The organism is Sorangium sp. So ce836, from assembly GCF_028553905.1.
In the GTDB taxonomy this organism is placed as follows: domain Bacteria; phylum Myxococcota_A; class Polyangia; order Polyangiales; family Polyangiaceae; genus Sorangium; species Sorangium cellulosum_D.
On record NZ_CP102233.1, the window covers coordinates 859,163 to 878,170 of the forward strand.

At 68.1% G+C, this 19,008-nt stretch carries 13 protein-coding genes and 3 tRNA genes; all 16 read left to right on the forward strand.

The window, feature by feature from the left end; genetic code table 11:
- The first annotated feature begins 60 nt into the window (after positions 1–60).
- Positions 61–133 (forward strand) — tRNA-Gly (locus tag NQZ70_RS03260).
- A gap of 16 nt (positions 134–149) precedes the next feature.
- Positions 150–225, forward strand: a tRNA-Thr gene (locus tag NQZ70_RS03265).
- 52 nt (positions 226–277) lie between these two features.
- Positions 278–1,468 carry an elongation factor Tu gene (gene tuf, locus NQZ70_RS03270; RefSeq protein WP_129344884.1) on the forward strand — a complete coding sequence of 397 codons (1,191 nt, stop codon included), beginning with the start codon at positions 278–280 and terminating at the stop codon, positions 1,466–1,468.
- 9 nt (positions 1,469–1,477) lie between these two features.
- A complete protein-coding gene (gene rpmG / locus NQZ70_RS03275) occupies positions 1,478–1,648 on the forward strand; it encodes a 50S ribosomal protein L33 (RefSeq protein ID WP_020732607.1) in 171 nt (56 codons plus the stop codon).
- A 29-nt stretch (positions 1,649–1,677) separates the two neighbouring features.
- Positions 1,678–1,750 (forward strand) — tRNA-Trp (locus NQZ70_RS03280).
- An 87-nt stretch (positions 1,751–1,837) separates the two neighbouring features.
- The gene (gene secE / locus NQZ70_RS03285; protein ID WP_272827718.1) at positions 1,838–2,464 is read left to right on the forward strand and encodes a preprotein translocase subunit SecE; all 627 of its coding nucleotides are present in this window, start codon (positions 1,838–1,840) and stop codon (positions 2,462–2,464) included.
- 30 nt (positions 2,465–2,494) lie between these two features.
- Positions 2,495–3,025, forward strand: coding sequence for a transcription termination/antitermination protein NusG (nusG, locus tag NQZ70_RS03290; RefSeq protein WP_020732609.1), 531 nt, complete (start codon positions 2,495–2,497; stop codon positions 3,023–3,025).
- Between the two features lie 117 nt (positions 3,026–3,142).
- Positions 3,143–3,586 (forward strand): 50S ribosomal protein L11, encoded by a 444-nt coding sequence (gene rplK, locus NQZ70_RS03295; RefSeq protein ID WP_129572915.1) that lies wholly within the window; start codon positions 3,143–3,145, stop codon positions 3,584–3,586.
- A 145-nt stretch (positions 3,587–3,731) separates the two neighbouring features.
- A complete protein-coding gene (gene rplA, locus NQZ70_RS03300; RefSeq protein ID WP_129572916.1) occupies positions 3,732–4,442 on the forward strand; it encodes a 50S ribosomal protein L1 in 711 nt (236 codons plus the stop codon).
- A gap of 3 nt (positions 4,443–4,445) precedes the next feature.
- On the forward strand, positions 4,446–4,976 hold the full coding sequence (gene rplJ / locus NQZ70_RS03305; protein ID WP_129572917.1) for a 50S ribosomal protein L10: 531 nt from the start codon (positions 4,446–4,448) through the stop codon (positions 4,974–4,976).
- A 97-nt stretch (positions 4,977–5,073) separates the two neighbouring features.
- Positions 5,074–5,466 (forward strand): 50S ribosomal protein L7/L12, encoded by a 393-nt coding sequence (gene rplL / locus NQZ70_RS03310; RefSeq protein WP_129572918.1) that lies wholly within the window; start codon positions 5,074–5,076, stop codon positions 5,464–5,466.
- A 366-nt stretch (positions 5,467–5,832) separates the two neighbouring features.
- The gene (rpoB, locus tag NQZ70_RS03315; RefSeq protein WP_129572919.1) at positions 5,833–9,969 is read left to right on the forward strand and encodes a DNA-directed RNA polymerase subunit beta; all 4,137 of its coding nucleotides are present in this window, start codon (positions 5,833–5,835) and stop codon (positions 9,967–9,969) included.
- A gap of 141 nt (positions 9,970–10,110) precedes the next feature.
- Positions 10,111–14,400 carry a DNA-directed RNA polymerase subunit beta' gene (rpoC, locus tag NQZ70_RS03320; protein ID WP_129572920.1) on the forward strand — a complete coding sequence of 1,430 codons (4,290 nt, stop codon included), beginning with the start codon at positions 10,111–10,113 and terminating at the stop codon, positions 14,398–14,400.
- 421 nt (positions 14,401–14,821) lie between these two features.
- The gene (locus NQZ70_RS03325) at positions 14,822–17,143 is read left to right on the forward strand and encodes an HD domain-containing phosphohydrolase (RefSeq protein ID WP_272827724.1); all 2,322 of its coding nucleotides are present in this window, start codon (positions 14,822–14,824) and stop codon (positions 17,141–17,143) included.
- 22 nt (positions 17,144–17,165) lie between these two features.
- The gene (locus NQZ70_RS03330; protein ID WP_129572921.1) at positions 17,166–17,795 is read left to right on the forward strand and encodes a GNAT family N-acetyltransferase; all 630 of its coding nucleotides are present in this window, start codon (positions 17,166–17,168) and stop codon (positions 17,793–17,795) included.
- 193 nt (positions 17,796–17,988) lie between these two features.
- The gene (panB, locus tag NQZ70_RS03335) at positions 17,989–18,933 is read left to right on the forward strand and encodes a 3-methyl-2-oxobutanoate hydroxymethyltransferase (RefSeq protein WP_129572922.1); all 945 of its coding nucleotides are present in this window, start codon (positions 17,989–17,991) and stop codon (positions 18,931–18,933) included.
- Positions 18,934–19,008: the final 75 nt, after the last annotated feature.

Here is a 19,008-nt window from a genome sequence, read left to right on the forward strand (position 1 = left end):
CGCTCCGACAGCGGTCCGACCAAGAAGTAGATCCGCTGGGAACACTCCCGGCGGAACCCCGCGGGCGTAGCTCAGTTGGTAGAGCGTCAGCCTTCCAAGCTGAACGTCGCCGGTTCGAACCCGGTCGCCCGCTCCGTGGTCGGTCGTTTGCCCACCTAGCTCAGTTGGCAGAGCACGTCCTTGGTAAGGACGAGGTCGTCGGTTCAATCCCGATGGTGGGCTCCAGCGAGGACAGCGCAACGCAGTCGCGAACTTCATTTCGGCAGGAGACATCTCGATGGCCAAGGAGAAATTCACTCGTACGAAGCCGCACGTGAACGTGGGCACCATCGGCCACATCGACCACGGCAAGACCACGCTCACGGCCGCGCTCGTCAAGGTGCAGTCGAAGCGCCAGCTGGCGAAGGCGATCTCGTACGCCGACATCGCGAAGGGCGGGACGGTCCGTGACGAGACCAAGACGGTGACCATCGCGGCGGCGCACGTCGAGTACGAGTCCGAGAAGCGCCACTACGCGCACGTCGACTGCCCCGGGCACGCCGACTACATCAAGAACATGATCACGGGCGCGGCGCAGATGGACGGGGCCATCCTCGTCGTGTCGGCGCTCGACAGCGTGATGCCGCAGACGCGCGAGCACGTGCTGCTCGCCCGGCAGGTCGGCCTGAACCACATCGTCGTGTTCCTGAACAAGTGCGACGCCGTGGACGACCCGGAGATGCTGGACCTGGTCGAGATGGAGGTCCGCGAGCTCCTGTCGAAGTACAAGTTCGACGGCGACAACGCGCCGGTGGTCCGGGGCGCGTCGCTGCCCGCGCTCCAGGGCGACCCGAAGTGGGAGGAGACGATCCAGCAGCTGCTCAACGCGCTGGACAGCTACATCCCCGAGCCGGTGCGCGACATCGACAAGCCGTTCCTGATGGCGGTCGAGGACGTGTTCTCGATCAAGGGCCGCGGCACGGTGGCCACGGGCCGCATCGAGCGCGGCGTGATCAAGGTCGGCGACGAGGTGCAGATCATCGGCTTCAAGGACACGAAGAAGTCGGTCGTGACCGGCGTCGAGATGTTCCGGAAGCTGCTCGACCAGGGGCAGGCGGGCGACAACGTCGGGTGTCTGCTCCGCGGCGTGGAGAAGGAAGAGATCGAGCGCGGCCAGGTGCTGGCGAAGCCCGGGTCGATCACGCCGCACACGAAGTTCACCGGTGAGGTGTACGTCCTCAAGAAGGAGGAGGGCGGGCGCCACACGCCGTTCTTCACCAACTACCGGCCGCAGTTCTACATCCGGACGACGGACGTGACCGGCACGGTGAACCTCCCCGAGGGGGTGAAGATGGTGATGCCGGGCGACAACATCACGATGACGATCGAGCTCATCGCCCCGGTCGCGCTGGAGGAGCAGATGCGCTTCGCCATCCGCGAGGGCGGCAAGACGGTGGGCGCCGGCGTCGTCACCAAGATCCTCGCGTAGGAGGCCGACGTGGGCGAGCAGGCCGGTGGGTGGCGTGCGGCGCGCATCGCCGTCTCACTGGCCTGCTGCGAGTGCAAGTCGCGGAACTACAAGACCACGAAGGCGCCCGACCAGGTGGTTTCGCTCAAGAAGTTCTGCAAGCAGTGCAAGAAGCACACGGTTCACAACGAGACGAAGTGAACGGGTGCTCAGGAAGGCGCAGCGATTCTAGGGGTATAGCTCAGTTGGTAGAGCAGCGGATTCCAAATCCGCAGGTCGGGAGTTCGAGCCTCTCTGCCCCTGCCGGGGAATGTGGGCGCCCAGGGGGCGCCCTCGGAGCCCCATCGAGCAGGCTTCTGTCTGCCGCGTGCCGGCGCGTTTGGTGTGGTTATGGCGAAGGGTCAAGAAGACAAGCAAACGCCGAAGGTTGCGGAGGATGGGGAGCCGGACGAATCTGGACCGCCCGCGCCCGCCGAAGCGTCGTCCCTCGTGACGCAGGGCGAGGAGCCGGAAGCCGCTGACGCCGGGGGCGCCGAGGCGCAGCGCGCCGGCGAGCACGAGGACGCCGAAGAGGCCGAGGGAGAGGTCGCGGCCACGCAGCTCGGGACCGAGCGCTATGTGCTCGCCGGCTTCTTCGCCTCGGGGATGCTGCTCGCTTACCTGCTCGGCAAGGTCATCCACGGCGTCTGGGCGACCCTCTCCAACAAGGACTGGTTCAGCCGAGCGCTGCCGGCGGTCTCCGCGGTGGGTGACGACGACAAGATGACCTACGGCATGGTCGTCGGCGGCGTGGTCGCGCTCATCGTCGTGCTGCGTGCGTTCCGCAACGCGGAGCTCCGCACCTGGAGCGACGACGTCGCCGCCGAGCTGGCGAAGGTGAAGTGGCCGACCAAAAAAGAGGTGACGAACGCGACGTTCGTCGTCATCGCGACGACCACCGTGGCGACCCTCTACCTGGCGCTGCTCGACCGCTTCTGGGCGTTCGTGACCAACATCGTTTACGGCGATGGAAGCTGAAGCAGGGGGATCCTGAGGGAATCAAGCGCCATGGCCAAGAAGTGGTACGTCATCCATACCTACTCGGGATACGAGGCGAAGGTGCGCGACGCGCTCCAGCAGCGCGTGAAGCAGTACGGACTGGAAGATCGGTTCGGCGAGATCCTCATCCCGAGCGAGACGGTCACGGAGAACCGTCCCGGCGGCAAGACGCGCGTCCGTCAGAAGCTCAGCTTGCCCGGCTACATCTTCGTCGAAATGGAGATGAACGAGCAGGTCTGGCACCTGGTCAAGGACACGCCCAAGGTGACCGGCTTCATCGGAAACCAGACGCCGCAGGAAGTCCCGCTGGTGCAGATCGACAACCTCCGGCGGGGCATCGTCGAGGGGTCGGTGAAGCCGAAGCCGCGGCTCACGTTCGAGGTGGGTGAGGAGGTGCGGGTCCTGGACGGGGCCTTCGCGAACTTCACCGGCACGGTCGACGACGTGAAGATGGACAAGCAGAAGCTCAAGGTGAAGGTCAGCATCTTCGGCCGACCCACCAGCGTGGAGCTCGACTTCTCAGCCGTGGAGAAGCGCTAGCCGGGGGCGAACGGCTGCAAACCTGCGGGCGAGCGCCGCGCCTCCGCGGCGCTCCGCTGTTTCTCTGAAAAGTAGACCGCCCGTCGGGCGGCGGTTCGATAGGGTGCGAGATTCATCATGGCGAAGAAAGTCACTGGGTACGTGAAGCTGCAGCTTCCGGCGGGCAAGGCCAACCCGTCGCCCCCCGTCGGTCCGGCGCTCGGCCAGCACGGCGTCAACATCATGGCGTTCTGCAAGGACTTCAACTCGCGGACGGCAGCGCAGGGAGACATGATCATCCCGGTGGTGATCACGGTCTACTCGGACCGCTCGTTCACGTTCATCATGAAGACGCCGCCGGCCTCCGTCCTCCTCAAGAAGGCGGCGGGGCTCGAGACCAAGAAGAAGCCGGGCGCGGGTTCCAAGGAGCCCAACAAGGTCAAGGTGGGCAAGGTCACGCAGAAGCAGCTGCAGGAGCTCGCCCAGCTCAAGATGCAGGACATGAACACGACGAACCTCGAGTCCGCGATGCGCAGCATGGCGGGCACGGCCCGCTCGATGGGCATCGACATCGTCGATTGAGGTGGGTCGCAGCGCTCCCCGCGGTCGGGGATGCGCGCCGCCTGGCGGCGCTCCGAGGAGGGCGCACCGGCGGTCGGGATAGAAGACTTACCACGGTAGTTTGAGGCGCACCGTGGGAGGCGAGAGCCGTTAAGAAGGAGGGCATGTGCCGAAAGTCGCCAAGAAGAAACTCGCAGCGCGAGCAGTCGTCGATCGCGCTCGAAAGTACACGTTGCAGGAGGCCTGCGCGCTCGTGAAGCAAGCCGCGCCTGCCAAGTTCGACGAGACGGTGGACCTCGCGGTCCGGCTGGGGGTCAACCCGCGGCACGCAGACCAGATGGTCCGCGGCGCCGTGGTGCTCCCGCATGGTACGGGGCAGTCGCTCCGGGTGCTGGTGTTCGCCAAGGGCGAGAAGGCCAGGGAGGCCGAGGCTGCCGGGGCCGATTTCGTCGGCGAGGCGGATCTCGTGAACAAGGTCCAGGAAGGCTTCATGGACTTTGATCGCGTGATCGCGACGCCCGACATGATGGGCCTGGTGGGCAAGCTCGGCCGTATCCTCGGTCCGCGCGGCCTGATGCCGAACCCCAAGGTCGGGACGGTCACGTTCGACGTGAAGACGGCCATCACCGAGGCGAAGGCCGGCAAGGTCGAGTACCGCGTCGAGAAGGCGGGCATCGTCCACGCCCGGATCGGCAAGGTCTCCTTCGCGGAGAACGCGCTCCAGGTCAACGCGGACGCGCTGATCCAGGCGCTCGTCCGGGCCAAGCCGGCGACGGCCAAGGGCATCTACCTCCGGAGCATCACGATGTCCTCGACGATGGGCCCGGGGGTTCGTATCGACCCGGTCCACTTCGTCGGCAAGACAGAGGAGGCGTAGCCCATGGAACGGTCCCAGAAGGAAGAGGTCGTCGGCTCCGTCCGGCAGAAGTTCGAGCGGATGTCTTCCGCGGTCTTCCTGGACTTCAAGGGGATGAACGTCGAGGCGGTCACCAAGCTTCGCGATGAGTTCCGGAAGTCCGGCGTCGAGTACCGGGTCGTGAAGAACACGCTCGTCCGCCACGCCATCAAGGAGCACCCCTGGGCGAACACGCTGGCGAAGAGCCTGACCGGCATGACCGGCGTGGCCTGGAGCTACGAGGATCCGAGCGCGGCAGCCAAGGTCGTCAAGGCGTTCCGCAAGGACAACCAGAAGCTCCAGATCAAGGCCGGGCTCATCGAGGGGCAGATCCTCTCCGCCGACGCCGTCGAGTCGCAGCTCGCGTCGATGCCCGGCAAGGATGAGCTCCGCGCCACGCTGCTCGCGACGCTCCAGGCGCCGCTCCAGCAGTTCGTGCAGCAGCTCAACGCGCCTCTCCAGAATTTCGCCTATCTCCTGAAGGCGAAGGAAGACGCGGCGGGCACGTCGGCCTGAGAGGGCGCTTTCGTAAAAATGGGCCTTGCGCCCGTCTGGTTTTGGTTTACATGGCCCCCTCCCCGGGGCGCGCAGAAGAGTTTGAAGGAGTCTTGCAATGGCTGAGATCACGCGCGAGCAGGTCGTCGATTACCTCTCCAACCTCCCTGTCATCCAGATCGCCGAGCTCATCAAGGACCTCGAGAACAAGTGGGGCGTCAAGGCCGCCCCGGCGGCCGTCGCGGTCGCGGCCGGCGGCGCTGCCGCCGGCGCCGCTCCGGCCGAGAAGCCGCCGGAGCAGACCGAGTTCGACGTCATCCTCGCCAACGCCGGCAGCAACAAGATCGGCGTGATCAAGGCGATCCGCGAGATCACGGGTCTGGGCCTGAAGGAGGCGAAGGACCTGGTCGAGGCCGCGCCGAAGACCGTCAAGGAGCAGGTTTCCAAGGCGGACGCGGAGGAGATGAAGAAGAAGCTCGTCGAGGCAGGTGCTACCGTCGAGCTCAAGTAACGATCACCGCTCCCTGCCAGGGGAAATCGGGATCCGCCGGAGGACGGCGGCAGGGCGATCGTCCCTGCCGCACGTCCCGCTTTTGTCTGAAGAAGGGGACCGCGCATGCGGGCCCTCGCGCAACGCTGAAGAGGGCCGCGGATACGGGTCCTCGGTCAATTCTGAAGAGGACCGCGGGTGCGGGTCCTCGACCAATGCCGGAGCTCAATGGGTCGCCACGCGGTCCGCTCTGCCCCCACAGCCAAGATGTTTTGGGTCCCCACATGCTGGGGACGCTCGCTCGCCATTGGTGCGTAGCTTCGTGTTCGTTGCTCGGTTCGAGCCGTGCGCCCGCCCCGCGCGGCTCGTGTGAGCCGGAGGAAATCGATGCCGTCGGTCGTCCAATCCAACTTCCGCGTCCGTAAGAACCTGGGTCGCGTTCGTCGCATCATCGACGTCCCCAACCTGATCGACATCCAGAAGTCGAGCTACGACAAGTTCCTCCAGATGACCGTTCCGCCGAACGAGCGGGAGGAGGTCGGGCTTCAGGCGGTGTTCCGCTCGGTCTTCCCGATCAAAGACTTCAACGGCACGAGCGAGCTCGTCTTCGTCTCGTACAACCTCGAGCCGCCGAAGTACGACGTCGACGAGTGTCGCCAGCGCGGCATGACCTACTCGGCCCCGATCAAGGTCACGAACCAGCTGATGATCTACGACACCCGCGACGGCGGGGAGCGGATCGTGCGCGACATCAAGGAGCAGGAGGTCTACTTCGGCGAGCTCCCGCTGATGACCGAGACGGGCACGTTCATCATCAACGGGACCGAGCGCGTCGTCGTCAGCCAGCTGCACCGCAGCCCCGGCGTCTTCTTCGACCACGACAAGGGCAAGACGCACTCGAGCGGCAAGCTGCTCTACTCCGCGCGCGTCATCCCCTACCGCGGCTCGTGGCTCGACTTCGAGTTCGACCCGAAGGACATCATCTACGTGCGCATCGATCGGCGGCGGAAGATGCACGCGACCGTGCTGCTGCGCGCGCTCGGGTACTCGACGCAGGACCTGCTCAACTACTTCTATTCGACCGAGACCGTGTACCTGGAGAAGGGGGGCAAGTACTCGAAGAGCATCGAGTACGATCTCCTGGCCGGCCAGCGGACGACGCGCGACATCAAGATCGGCAACGACGTCATCGTCAAGAAGAACACGAAGTTCACCCGCGCCGCCATCCGGAAGATGAAGGAGGCGAAGCTCGAGCGGCTCAGCCTCGAGCCGGAGGAGCTCGTCGGGAAGGTCGCGGCGCACGACATCGTCGACCCGGAGACGGGCGAGGTCGTGGTCGAGGTCAACGAGGAGCTCACCGAGGCGAAGCTCGAGCGGCTGCGCGACGCGAACATCGAGCAGTTCCGCATCCTCTTCATCGACGGCCTGAACGTGGGCTCGTACCTCCGCGACACGCTCCTCACCGACAAGGTGAAGACGATGGAGGACTCGATCCTCGAGATCTACCGCCGGCTGCGGCCGGGCGATCCGCCGACGCTCGAGACCGCGAAGACCCTGTTCCACAACCTGTTCTTCAACGCCGAGCGCTACGACCTGTCGAAGGTCGGCCGGCTGAAGCTGAACTACAAGTTCTACCGGGACGTCCCCGAGGACGAGCGGCCGGGGCTCGACCTCACCGTGCTCACGCCGCAGGACATCCTCGAGACGGTGCGCCACCTGATCGAGCTGAAGAACGGGCGCGGCTCGGTCGACGACATCGACCACCTCGGCAACCGCCGCGTCCGCGCGGTCGGCGAGCTGATGGAGAATCAGTATCGCATCGGCCTCGTCCGCATGGAGCGCGCGATCAAGGAGCGCATGAGCATGTCGCAGGAGATCGACACGCTCATGCCCCACGACCTGATCAACGCGAAGCCGGTCAGCGCGGTCGTGAAGGAGTACTTCGGGAGCTCGCAGCTCTCGCAGTTCATGGACCAGACCAACCCGCTCTCCGAGGTCACCCACAAGCGCCGCCTGTCGGCGCTCGGGCCGGGCGGCCTCACCCGTGAGCGGGCCGGGTTCGAGGTGCGCGACGTCCACGCGACCCACTACGGGCGCATCTGCCCGATCGAGACGCCGGAAGGGCCGAACATCGGCCTCATCGCGTCGCTGTCGACGTTCGCCCGCGTGAACGAGTTCGGCTTCGTCGAGACGCCGTACCGCAAGGTCGAGAACGGCCGCGTGACCGAGGACGTGATCTGGCTCTCCGCGCTCGAGGAAGAGGGCAAGTACATCGCGCAGGCGACCGTGAACCTCGACGAGAGCGGGCGCTTCAAGGAGTCGCTCGTCTCGGCCCGTTACAACGGCGAGTTCAAGATCGTCACGCCCGAGATGGTGGAGCTCATGGACGTCGCGCCGAACCAGATGGTGTCGGTCGCCGCCGCGCTCGTGCCCTTCCTCGAGCACGACGACGCGAACCGCGCGCTCATGGGCGCCAACATGCAGCGCCAGGCCGTGCCGCTCGTCCAGTCGCACGCGCCGCTCGTGGGCACCGGCATGGAGGAGCGGCTCGCCCGCGACTCCGGCGTCTGCGTGATCGCGCGGCGCCCCGGCGTCGTCGAGAGCGTCGACGCGACGCGCATCGTCGTCCGGGCCGAGGGCGAGGGCGCCGAGGTGCCCGACATCTACCACCTCATGAAGTTCCAGCGCTCGAACCAGTCGACCTGCTACACGCAGAAGCCGGTCGTCCGGACGGGTGAGGTGGTGAAGAAGGGCGACGTGCTCGCCGACGGCCCGTCGACGGACATGGGCGAGCTCGCGCTCGGCCAGAACGTGCTCGTCGCGTTCATGCCGTGGCAGGGCTACAACTTCGAGGACTCCATCCTCGTGTCCGAGCGCATCGCCAAGGACGACGTGTTCACCTCGATCCACATCGAGGAGTTCGAGTGCGTCGCCCGCGACACGAAGCTCGGCAAGGAGGAGATCACCCGCGACATCCCGAACGTCGGCGAGGAGGCGCTCAAGGACCTCGACGACTCCGGCATCGTCCGCATCGGGGCCGAGGTGCGCCCGGGCGACATCCTGGTCGGCAAGATCACCCCGAAGGGTGAGACCCAGCTCTCGCCCGAGGAGAAGCTGCTCCGGGCGATCTTCGGCGAGAAGGCCGGCGACGTGCGCGACAGCTCGCTCAAGGTGCCGCCCGGCGTCGGCGGGATCGTCATCAACGCCCGCGTGTTCTCGCGCAAGGGGACCGAGAAGGACGACCGCGCGCGGGACATCGAGGACCAGGAGCGGGCCCGGATCGAGCGGACGCGCGACGAGGAGATCAAGATCCTCCGCGACTCGTTCTTCCGCCGCATCCGCGAGCTCCTCCTCGGCAAGGAGACGACGGGCAAGCTCGTCGACGACAAGGGCAAGGTGCTCTTCCAGAAGGGCGCCATCATCGACGAGGCCTCGCTCGCCGAGATCCCCCGCAAGTACTGGGGCGAGATCCCGGTCGACGACGCCGAGCGGGTCCAGCAGATCCTGCGGGATCTCGAGGAGCTCGTCCGCACGCGCGAGGAGCACTTCCGGGACAAGATCGATCGCCTGTCCAAGGGCGACGAGCTGCCGCCGGGCGTCATCAAGATGGTGAAGGTCTATATCGCCATCAAGCGCAAGCTCCAGGTCGGCGACAAGATGGCGGGCCGCCACGGCAACAAGGGCGTCATCAGCCGCATCCTCCCCGAGGAGGACATGCCGTATCTGCAGGACGGCAGGCCGGTCGATCTCGTGCTCAACCCGCTCGGCGTGCCGAGCCGCATGAACGTCGGTCAGATCCTCGAGATCCACCTCGGGTGGGGCGCCTTCGAGCTCGGCAACCAGCTGCAGCGGATGCTCGAGCAGCAGCGGTCGGCCGCCGACATCAAGGAGCACCTCAAGGCCATCTACGCGGGCGACGAGTCGATGAGCGGCTTCTTCGACGACCTCGAGGACGGCGACGTCAAGCGCTTCGTCAAGACGGTCGACGAGGGCGTCTTCATGGGCTCTCCGGTGTTCGACGGCGCGCACGAGTCGGACATCAAGGGCGCCCTCGAGCTCGCGGGTCTCCCGCCCTCGGGCCAGGCGATCCTCTTCGACGGGCGCACGGGCGAGGCGTTCGATCAGAACGTCACGGTGGGCATCATGTACATGCTGAAGCTCCACCACCTCGTCGACGACAAGATCCACGCGCGCTCGATCGGGCCCTACTCGCTCGTCACGCAGCAGCCCCTCGGCGGCAAGGCGCAGTTCGGCGGGCAGCGGCTCGGCGAGATGGAGGTCTGGGCGATGGAGGCCTACGGCGCGGCCTACGCGCTGCAGGAGTTCCTCACCGTGAAGAGCGACGACGTGATGGGCCGCACCCGGATGTACGAGGCCATCGTGAAGGGGGATTACACCCTGGAGGCGGGGCTGCCGGAGAGCTTCAACGTGCTCATCAAGGAGCTCCAGTCGCTGTGCCTGAACGTCGAGCTGGTCGAGACGAGCGGGGGCGTGGAGGCCTCGGCCGCGGAGGAAGAGGAGTGATGCAGTTCGTCACGTCGCGAGCGCCGCGCGCCCGGTCGGTGGTGACGGGAGAGGCGCGCCGCGCGGGCGGCGCGCCCCCGAAGTCCGACTCGGTGGGCGCGGGCAGGTTCATCGGTATCGTTTCCGTCTCCGGAGGTCTCCATGCGTGACATCTTCAGCTTCTTCGAGAAGCCCAAAGACCCGCTCTCGTTCAGCGCCATCCGCATCTCGCTCGCGAGCCCGGAGAAGATCCGCGAGTGGTCGCACGGCGAGGTGAAGAAGCCGGAGACCATCAACTACCGGACGTTCAAGCCGGAGCGCGATGGTCTGTTCTGCGCCAAGATCTTCGGGCCGGTGAAGGACTACGAGTGCAACTGCGGCAAGTACAAGCGCATGAAGCACCGTGGCATCGTGTGCGAGAAGTGCGGCGTCGAGGTCATCCAGTCGAAGGTCCGCCGCGAGCGGCTCGGGCACATCTCGCTGGCCACGCCGGTCGCCCACATCTGGTTCCTGAAGAGCCTGCCGTCGCGCATCGGCAACATGCTCGACATCACGCTCAAGGACCTGGAGAAGGTGCTCTATTGCGAGGCCTACATCGTCATCGATCCGAAGGAGACCGGCCTGATGAGGGGCGATCTCCTGAGCGAGGAGCGCTACCTGCAGCTGCTCGACGAGTACGGTGACGACAAGTTCAGCGCCGGCATGGGCGGCGAGGCGATCCTCGAGATGCTCAAGCAGGTCGACGTGCACGGCCTGGCCGAGCTGCTCCGGACGGAGATGCGCGCCGCGACCAGCGAGGCCAAGCGGAAGAAGCTCGCGAAGCGGCTCAAGGTCGTCGAGGCCTTCCGCGAGAGCGGCAATCGGCCGGAGTGGATGATGCTGACCGTGATCCCGGTGCTGCCGCCGGATCTGCGCCCGCTCGTCCCCCTGGACGGCGGCCGCTTCGCGACCAGCGATCTCAACGACCTCTACCGCCGCGTCATCAACCGCAACAACCGCCTGAAGCGGCTCCTCGAGCTGAACGCGCCGGAGATCATCATCCGGAACGAGCGCCGGATGCTGCAGGAGGCGGTCGACGCGCTGTTCGACAACGGCCGCCGCGGCAAGACGATCACCGGCCCGAACAAGCGCCCGCTCAAGTCGCTCTCCGACATGCTGAAGGGCAAGCAGGGCCGGTTCCGCCAGAACCTGCTCGGCAAGCGCGTCGACTACTCGGGCCGCTCGGTCATCGTCGTGGGCCCGACGCTGCGCCTGCACCAGTGCGGCCTGCCCAAGAAGATGGCGCTCGAGCTCTTCAAGCCGTTCATCTACAACAAGCTGGAAGAGCGCGGCTACGTCAACACCATCAAGAGCGCGAAGAAGATGGTGGAGAAGGAGCGGCCGGAGGTCTGGGACATCCTCGAGGAGGTCATCAGCGAGCACCCGGTGCTCCTGAACCGCGCCCCGACGCTCCACCGCCTCGGCATCCAGGCGTTCGAGCCGGTGCTCATCGAGGGCAAGGCGATCCAGCTGCACCCGCTCGTCTGCGCGGCGTTCAACGCCGACTTCGACGGCGACCAGATGGCGGTCCACGTGCCGCTGTCGGTCGAGGCGCAGATGGAGGCGCGCGTGCTCATGATGAGCACGAACAACATCCTCTCGCCCGCGAGCGGCAAGCCGATCATCAACCCGACGCAGGACATCGTGCTCGGGCTCTACTACGCCACCCGCGAGCGCAAGTTCGAGAAGGGGTCGTTCCGCGCGGACACCCTCTCCGTCGGCGAGGACGGCGTGGCGCAGGGCTACCTGCGGGGCATCTACGCCTCCCCCGAGGAGGTGCGGATGGCCTACGACAACGGCGAGGTCGCCCTGCACGCCGGCATCCGCGTCCGCGTGCCGGTCATCGACGACGACGGCAACCCGCAGCTCGACGAGTTCGGCCACGTGAAGCGCCGCATCGTCGAGACCACGGTCGGCCGCGTCCTCATCTCCGAGGTCCTCCCGAAGGGGGTCGCCTTCGAGTACGCGAACAAGACCCTCGACAAGAAGGCGCTCTCGGCGCTCATCGACGTCTGCTACCGCATCCACCGCAACAAGGAGACCGTCCTCCTCGCGGACCGGCTCCGCACGCTCGGCTTCGACCACGCGATGCGGGCGGGCATCTCCATCTGCATGGATCACATGGTGATCCCCCCGGCCAAGAAGATCCTGCTCGGCGAGGCGCAGAAGGAGGTCGAGCGCGTCGTCGAGCAGTACCAGGAGGGGCTCATCACCGACGGCGAGCGGTACAACAAGATCGTCGATATCTGGGCGAGCATCGCCGACCAGGTCACGACCGAGATGATGGGCGGCATCGGCAAGGAGACCGTCGTCGACCACGAGACGGGCAAGGAGTCGGTCGAGCCGAGCTTCAACCCCATCTACATCATGGCCGACTCCGGCGCGCGCGGCTCCACGCAGCAGATCCGGCAGCTGGCCGCGATGCGCGGCCTGATGGCCAAGCCGTCCGGCGAGATCATCGAGACGCCGATCACCGCGAACTTCCGCGAGGGTCTCAGCGTGCTCCAGTACTTCATCTCGACGCACGGCGCCCGCAAGGGCCTCGCGGACACCGCGCTCAAGACGGCGAACTCGGGTTACCTCACCCGCCGGCTCGTCGACGTGGCGCAGGACGCGGTCATCTCCGAGTTCGACTGCGGCACGCTCGACGGCATCCGCGTGGCGAAGCTCGAGGAGGCCGGCGAGGTCATCCAGCCGCTCGGCGACCGCATCCTCGGCCGCGTCGCGCTGGAGGACGTGGTCGACCCGCTCACCGGCGAGGTGCTCATCACGGCGAACACCGAGCTCGACGAGCAGGCGGTGCGGTCCATCGAGGACGCCGGCATCGAGGAGGTCGTCATCCGCTCGGTGCTCACGTGCCAGCTCCGCCGCGGGGTGTGCGCGCTCTGCTACGGCCGCGACCTCGCGCGCGGCTACCGGGTCAACATCGGCGAGGCGGTGGGCATCATCGCCGCCCAGTCGATCGGCGAGCCGGGCACGCAGCTCACGATGCGCACCTTCCACATCGGCGGCACCGCGGCGCGCGGCAAGATCGAGGCGAGCTACCTCGAGGCCCGCACCGAGGGCACCGTCCGCCTCCGCCGCGCGGTCGTCCAGAAGAAGAAGGACGGCACCATGGTGGTCATGAACCGCCACGGCGAGATCGTGGTCGTCGACGAGACGGGGCGCGAGCGCGAGCACAACCGCCTCGTCTACGGCGCCATCCTCAAGAAGGCCGACGGCGAGCGCACCAAGCCCGGCGAGCTGCTCGCCGAGTGGGACCAGTTCGCGACGCCGATCCTCACCGAGGTCTCCGGCGTGGTGAAGTTCGGCGACCTCATCGAGGGCGTCAGCGTGCAGGATCGCCTCGACGAGGTGACGGGCCTCTCGCGGAAGGTCGTCATCGAGTCGAAGGCGGCCGACGTCCGCCCGCGCATCTCGCTGAAGGACCCCGAGTCCGGCAGGACGCTGAAGCTCCCGAACAGCGAGCTCGAGGCGCGCTACCTGCTCCCCGTCGGCGCGCACATCGTCGCGCAGGAGGGGGATCTCATCGAGGCCGGCGAGGTCATCGCGAAGATCCCGCGCGACACGACGAAGGTGCAGGACATCACCGGCGGTCTGCCCCGCGTCGCCGAGCTGTTCGAGGCCCGAAAGCCCAAGGATCACGCCATCATCAGCGAGATCGACGGCGAGGTCACGTTCGGCAAGGACACGAAGGGCAAGCGGAAGGTCATCATCACGCCGTACTCGCCGGACGGGCATGCGCTCGGCGATCAGGCGCGCGAGTACCTGATCCCCAAGGGCAAGCACATCCAGGTGCAGCCGGGCGACCGGGTGCGCGCGGGTGATCCGCTCCAGGACGGCCCGCCGAACCCGCACGACATCCTCCGGGTGAAGGGCGAGAAGGAGCTGTCGGCCTGGCTCGTGAACGAGATCCAGCAGGTCTACCGGCTCCAGGGCGTCGGCATCAACGACAAGCACATCGAGGTCATCGTCCGGCAGATGCTCCGGCGGGTCCGCGTGCGCGAGGTCGGCGATACGAACTTCCTGGTCGACGAGCAGGTGGAGAAGCACATCTTCGAGAAGGAGAACGAGAACGTCATCGAGCGCGGCGGCAAGCCCGCCATCGCCGAGGCGCTCCTCCTCGGCATCACCAAGGCCAGCCTGTCGACCGAGTCGTTCATCAGCGCCTCGTCGTTCCAGGAGACGACCAAGGTGCTCACCGAGGCCGCGATCAACGGCAAGACGGACGATCTCCGCGGTCTGAAGGAGAACGTCATCATGGGTCGCCTGATCCCGGCAGGGACGGGGCTGCCCGCCTACAAGCGCCTCCAGGTCGTGGTCGAGGGCGAGCCGGTGGTGCAGGCGCCGTACGTCGCCCCGCGGCCGCGCCCCGAGGAGACGGCGCCGCTCACGGCGGTGAACGAGGAGTGACGGCCACCGGCGCGCCCAGGGCGGGGCCCACCCCCGCCTCCGGGCGTGCCGGCCCGACTCCGGGCGCGCCGCCCGGCACCCCAGTCACCGGGCGCGCCGCCCCGGGGGCCGTTTTCCTCTCCCGGCTCTGAGTTTGCCGGCCTGGCGAACCGCGCCGGACGTGGCGTGAGCGCCTACCCGGGGTCAGTCTTCATCTCCACGTAGCAGCGCATCGGGTCGAGCGGGACCTCGGGGGCCAACCGGCGCTGGCCGGGATGCTCACGGGGCTCGCGCACCGCTCCGAGCTCTGCTCTCATCCATCGAGCGCACCCCATGGCTCATACGCCGCGAGCGGCTGGCCAGCTTTCCCCGCGTGCTTTCGTTCCGCGAGGGTTCTTGGGCGCGCGCCTACCTCCAATTTCTGAGTAGAATCAGGGTTTCGATGGCTTCCGTTCAAGGATTGAACCAGCGGATTGCCGATCGCCTCGTCCTCGAGGGGCGCATCACCCCGGACGACCATCGTCGCGCGGTGGAGTACGCGATGCGGACCCGCGGCCGCATCGAGGACGCCATCATCGAGCTCGATATCGTCAACGAGGCCGAGCTCCTGAAGTTCATCGCGACCGTCCACAACACCCGCTTCGTCTCGACCGAGAAGCTCTCGAAGGCGATCATCGAGCCCCGCGTGCTCGCCAAGGTCTCGGCGATCACCGCGACGTTGCACGGCGTCTTTCCGGTCCTGCTCGACGAGCGGAACACGACGCTCTCGGTCGCGACCGCGGATCCCGACAACGACGCCGCGCTGCACGAGATCCGGCTGGCCGCGGGCGTGCGGGACGTACGCGCCATCGTCGCCCGGCCGGCGGCGGTGCGCGCGGCCATCGCCTACCATTACCGGGGCGACACGACCGCCTTCAATTCGCTGCTGCGGCCGGTCAGCTCGTTCGACGAGATCCTCTACAACAACAACAGCAATCCGTTCGAGCGTACGTCGATGACGTACGAGCGCGCGTCGATCCCCGATCGCACGTCGATGACGCACGTGCCGGCAGCGCATCCGCAGCCGATGCACGGGCAGGCGACGATGCACGGCCAGCCGGCGCACGCGCCGCCCGCGCACCCGCAGGCGACGATGCACGGGCAGGCGACGATGCACGGCCAGCCGATGCACGGGCAGACGACGATGCACGGGCAGGCGACGATGCACGGGCAGCCGGCGCACGCGCAGCCGATGCACGGGCAGCCGGCGCACGCGACGCCGGCGCTCGCGCCCATCCCTGCGCCGCTCGTCGCGACGCCGCAGCCTCCGGCGGTGATGCGGGGGCCCGCCGCGCCCTCCGCGCCGCCGCGCGTGGCCCCGGCTGGCCCCCCGCCCACGCCGGTGCCGCCCTCGCCGCCGCCTCAGCTGCAGGTCGCCCCGGTCTCCGCGCCGATCGCGGCGGCCCCGCCGCCGCCGCCCGACCCGACCACGAGCCACGCGTACGTCGAGACGCTGAACGTCCTCGTGAGCCTGCTCGAGAACGCGCGGCAGGACCTCCGGGGCCACTCCTCCACGGTCGCGCGCATCGTCCGCAAGCTCTGCGAGCGCATCGGCCTGCCGCCGACGACGGTCGCGAGCTACGTGGCCTCGGCGTACCTGCACGACCTCGGCAAGAACGGCCCGTACCACCTCACCGCGCTCAACGTGGCCGAGTACGAGGGGCACCGGCTCGCCGCGACGAAGAGCGTCGACCTCCCGGCGCACCTCATGGAGTCGGTGGGGCTGCCGCAGGAGGTCGTCTCGGCGATCAGCCTGATGTACGAGCGCTACGACGGCAGCGGCTTCCCCGACGGCCTGTCCGGCAAGGAGATCCCGCTCGGCGCGCGCATCCTCGCGGTCGCGGACACCTACGCCGACCTCACCCAGAACCCGCGCAACCCGTACCGCAAGGCGCTCCGCCCGCCCGAGGCGTGCGACGTGCTCGCCCAGTACCGCGGCACCATCTTCGATCCGAACATCGTCGACCTCTTCCGCCAGGTCATGACCGGCGACGACATGCGCGCGAAGCTCCTCTCCGACCGGCACCAGGCGCTCATCGTCGACCCGGATCCCGAGGAGACGACGGTGCTCGAGCTGCGGCTCCTCGAGCAGGGGTTCGAGGTCTCGATCGCGCGCAACGTGGCGCAGGCGCGGCGCGAGCTCGAGACGAAGGACATCGAGGTGGTCGTCAGCGAGATCGATCTCGAGGAGCCCGACGCCGGCCTCGCGCTCCGCGCCGACGCGCTGAAGCTCGGCTTCGGCCGCGACAAGACGTGGGTCATCCTCACCGCGAAGACCGACCGGCAGACCGCCCAGCGCGCCTTCGATCTCGGCGTCGACGACTTCGTCTCGAAGCCGGCGTCGACCGACGTCATGGCCGCCAAGCTCCGCCAGCTCATCGAGCGGCGCTCCTCGACCGCCGCGCCGCGCGGCGTGTCCGGCTCGCTCGCCGAGATGGGCCTGCCGGACATGATCCAGATCCTCTGGCACGGCCGGAAGACGTGCGCGCTCAAGATCCAGGCGAACTCCATGGCCGGCGAGATCCACTTCGCCGACGGGCAGGTCGTCCACGCGCTCTGGGCCGGCGCGCAGGGCGAGGACGCGTTCTACCGGATGCTCACGCTCCGCGAGGGCGACTTCCGCCTCGACCCGACCTTCTCCCCCAGCACGCGCAGCATCACCGCCTCGCCCGAGGCGCTGCTCCTCGAAGGGATGCGCCGCCTCGACGAGGGCACGCTGTCGTAGGCGCGCCGCGCGGGAGGCCGGGTTGAAGAGCTCCGTCTGCATCGAGACCCCGCGGCTGCGCGTCCACCTCCCGCCCCTCGACTTCGCCGGCCGCTACCTCGCCTATTTCGAGCGCAACCGCGAGCACCTCGCCCGGTGGGATCCGCCGCGCCCCGAGGGCTTCTACACCGAGGCGTTCTGGCGCGAGCGCATCCTCCGCGATCACGACGACTTCGCCGCCGATCGGGCGCTCCGGCTCGCGCTGCAGTGGCGCGGCGCCCCCGACGGCGAGGTGATCGGGGTCTGCAACTTCACCCAGTTCGTGCGCGGCGCCTTCCAGGCCGCGACGCTCGGGTACTCGCTCGACCAGCGCGCCGTGGGCGCGGGCGTGATGTTCGAGGCGCTCGAGGCGGCGATCGCGTACGTGTTCGACGCGCTCGGCTTCCACCGGGTGATGGCGAACTACCTGCCGCACAACGAGCGCAGCGGCCGGCTGCTCCGTCGCCTCGGCTTCGTCGTCGAGGGGTACGCCCGCGATTACCTGTTCATCGACGGCGCCTGGCGCGACCACGTCCTGACGGCGCTGACGAACCCGAGGTCCGCGCCGCCGGGCGCGTCGCGAGCGCCGGCAGCGGCGCTCCCCGCCGGCGGCGCCGGGCACCGCCGCGGATGAGCGGGCCGGCGCAAGAGCGGGCGCGCCCCGCCCGCGCCCGCCGCGGCTGCTGAGGTGGATAAGTATCCAGGACGATTGGGGATTGTGACCAGGCCGGTCGCGGCCGGCGCGCGCCGCGTCTTGCCCGGACGCGGGCGCGGCCCTAGCCTCCCTGGAGGCGTGGACCGCAGGTGCGGCCGCGACCCGGAGGAATATGTACGGTCCGCAAGGCAATGGTGGGGGCGGCGCGCGCAGGCCAGCGCAGCGCTCGACGAAGGTCACGGTCCCCGAGATCAGCGCCCGCAAAGGGGTCTCGCCGATCGCGATGGTGACGGCCTACGACTTCACGATAGCGCGGCTGCTCGACGAGGGCGGCGCCGATCTGCTGCTCGTCGGCGACTCGCTCGGGATGGTCGTGCAAGGGCACGCGACGACGCTCCCCGTGACGGTCGAGGAGATCTGTTATCACGGGCGCGCGGTGGCGCGCGGCGCGCGGCGCGCCCACGTCGTGGGCGACATGCCGTTCATGAGCTTCCAGCTCTCTCCGATGCACGCGCTCGAGAACGCCGGGCGGATGATGAAGGAGGGCAGCTTCGAGAGCATCAAGCTCGAGGGTGGCGCCGCGATCGCGGAGCACGTGCGCCGGATCGTCGCCGCGGGCATCCCGGTGATGGGCCACCTCGGGCTCACGCCGCAGTCGGTGCACGCGATGGGCGGCTTCAAGGTGCAGGGCAAGGGCGACGTGGCGGCCGAGCGCCTCATCGCCGACGCGCGCATCCTCGAGGAGGCGGGCGCCTACGCGATCGTGCTCGAGGCCATCCCGCCGGATCTCGCGCAGGAGGTGACGGCGGCGGTCTCCGTGCCGACGATCGGCATCGGCGCCGGGGCCGGCTGCGATGGGCAGGTGCTCGTCTGCTACGACCTGCTCGGGATGTTCCGCGAGCTGACGCCGAAGTTCGCGAAGCGCTTCGCCGAGGTCGGCGATCAGATCGTGGAGGCGACGCGCGCCTACGTGGACGAGGTGCAGTCGCGCACGTTCCCGGCCGCAGAGCACAGCTTCAAGCCGAACGGTCCCCGAGCGGCCGTCGTGCCCGCCGCGCCGGCCAAGCCCGAGTTCGCGCCGGCGGACGAGATCCCCCCGCACTGGCAGACGCACTGAGCGCGGCGGCGCGGCGGTGCGGCGTTTGACGAGCGCCGGCCGCGCCGCTCGCGGGCCGCGCTGACGGCGGCCGCC

Excerpts from the sequence above, each read along its gene's own strand:
- rplL (WP_129572918.1), top strand. The coding sequence starts at position 5,074 with ATGGCTGAGATCACGCGCGAGCAGGTCGTCGATTACCTCTCCAACCTC.
- panB (WP_129572922.1), top strand. The coding sequence starts at position 17,989 with ATGTACGGTCCGCAAGGCAATGGTGGGGGCGGCGCGCGCAGGCCAGCG.
- rpoC (WP_129572920.1), top strand. The coding sequence starts at position 10,111 with ATGCGTGACATCTTCAGCTTCTTCGAGAAGCCCAAAGACCCGCTCTCG.
- tuf (WP_129344884.1), top strand. The coding sequence starts at position 278 with ATGGCCAAGGAGAAATTCACTCGTACGAAGCCGCACGTGAACGTGGGC.
- rplK (WP_129572915.1), top strand. The coding sequence starts at position 3,143 with ATGGCGAAGAAAGTCACTGGGTACGTGAAGCTGCAGCTTCCGGCGGGC.
- rplJ (WP_129572917.1), top strand. The coding sequence starts at position 4,446 with ATGGAACGGTCCCAGAAGGAAGAGGTCGTCGGCTCCGTCCGGCAGAAG.
- NQZ70_RS03325 (WP_272827724.1), top strand. The coding sequence starts at position 14,822 with ATGGCTTCCGTTCAAGGATTGAACCAGCGGATTGCCGATCGCCTCGTC.
- rpoB (WP_129572919.1), top strand. The coding sequence starts at position 5,833 with ATGCCGTCGGTCGTCCAATCCAACTTCCGCGTCCGTAAGAACCTGGGT.
- nusG (WP_020732609.1), top strand. The coding sequence starts at position 2,495 with ATGGCCAAGAAGTGGTACGTCATCCATACCTACTCGGGATACGAGGCG.
- secE (WP_272827718.1), top strand. The coding sequence starts at position 1,838 with ATGGCGAAGGGTCAAGAAGACAAGCAAACGCCGAAGGTTGCGGAGGAT.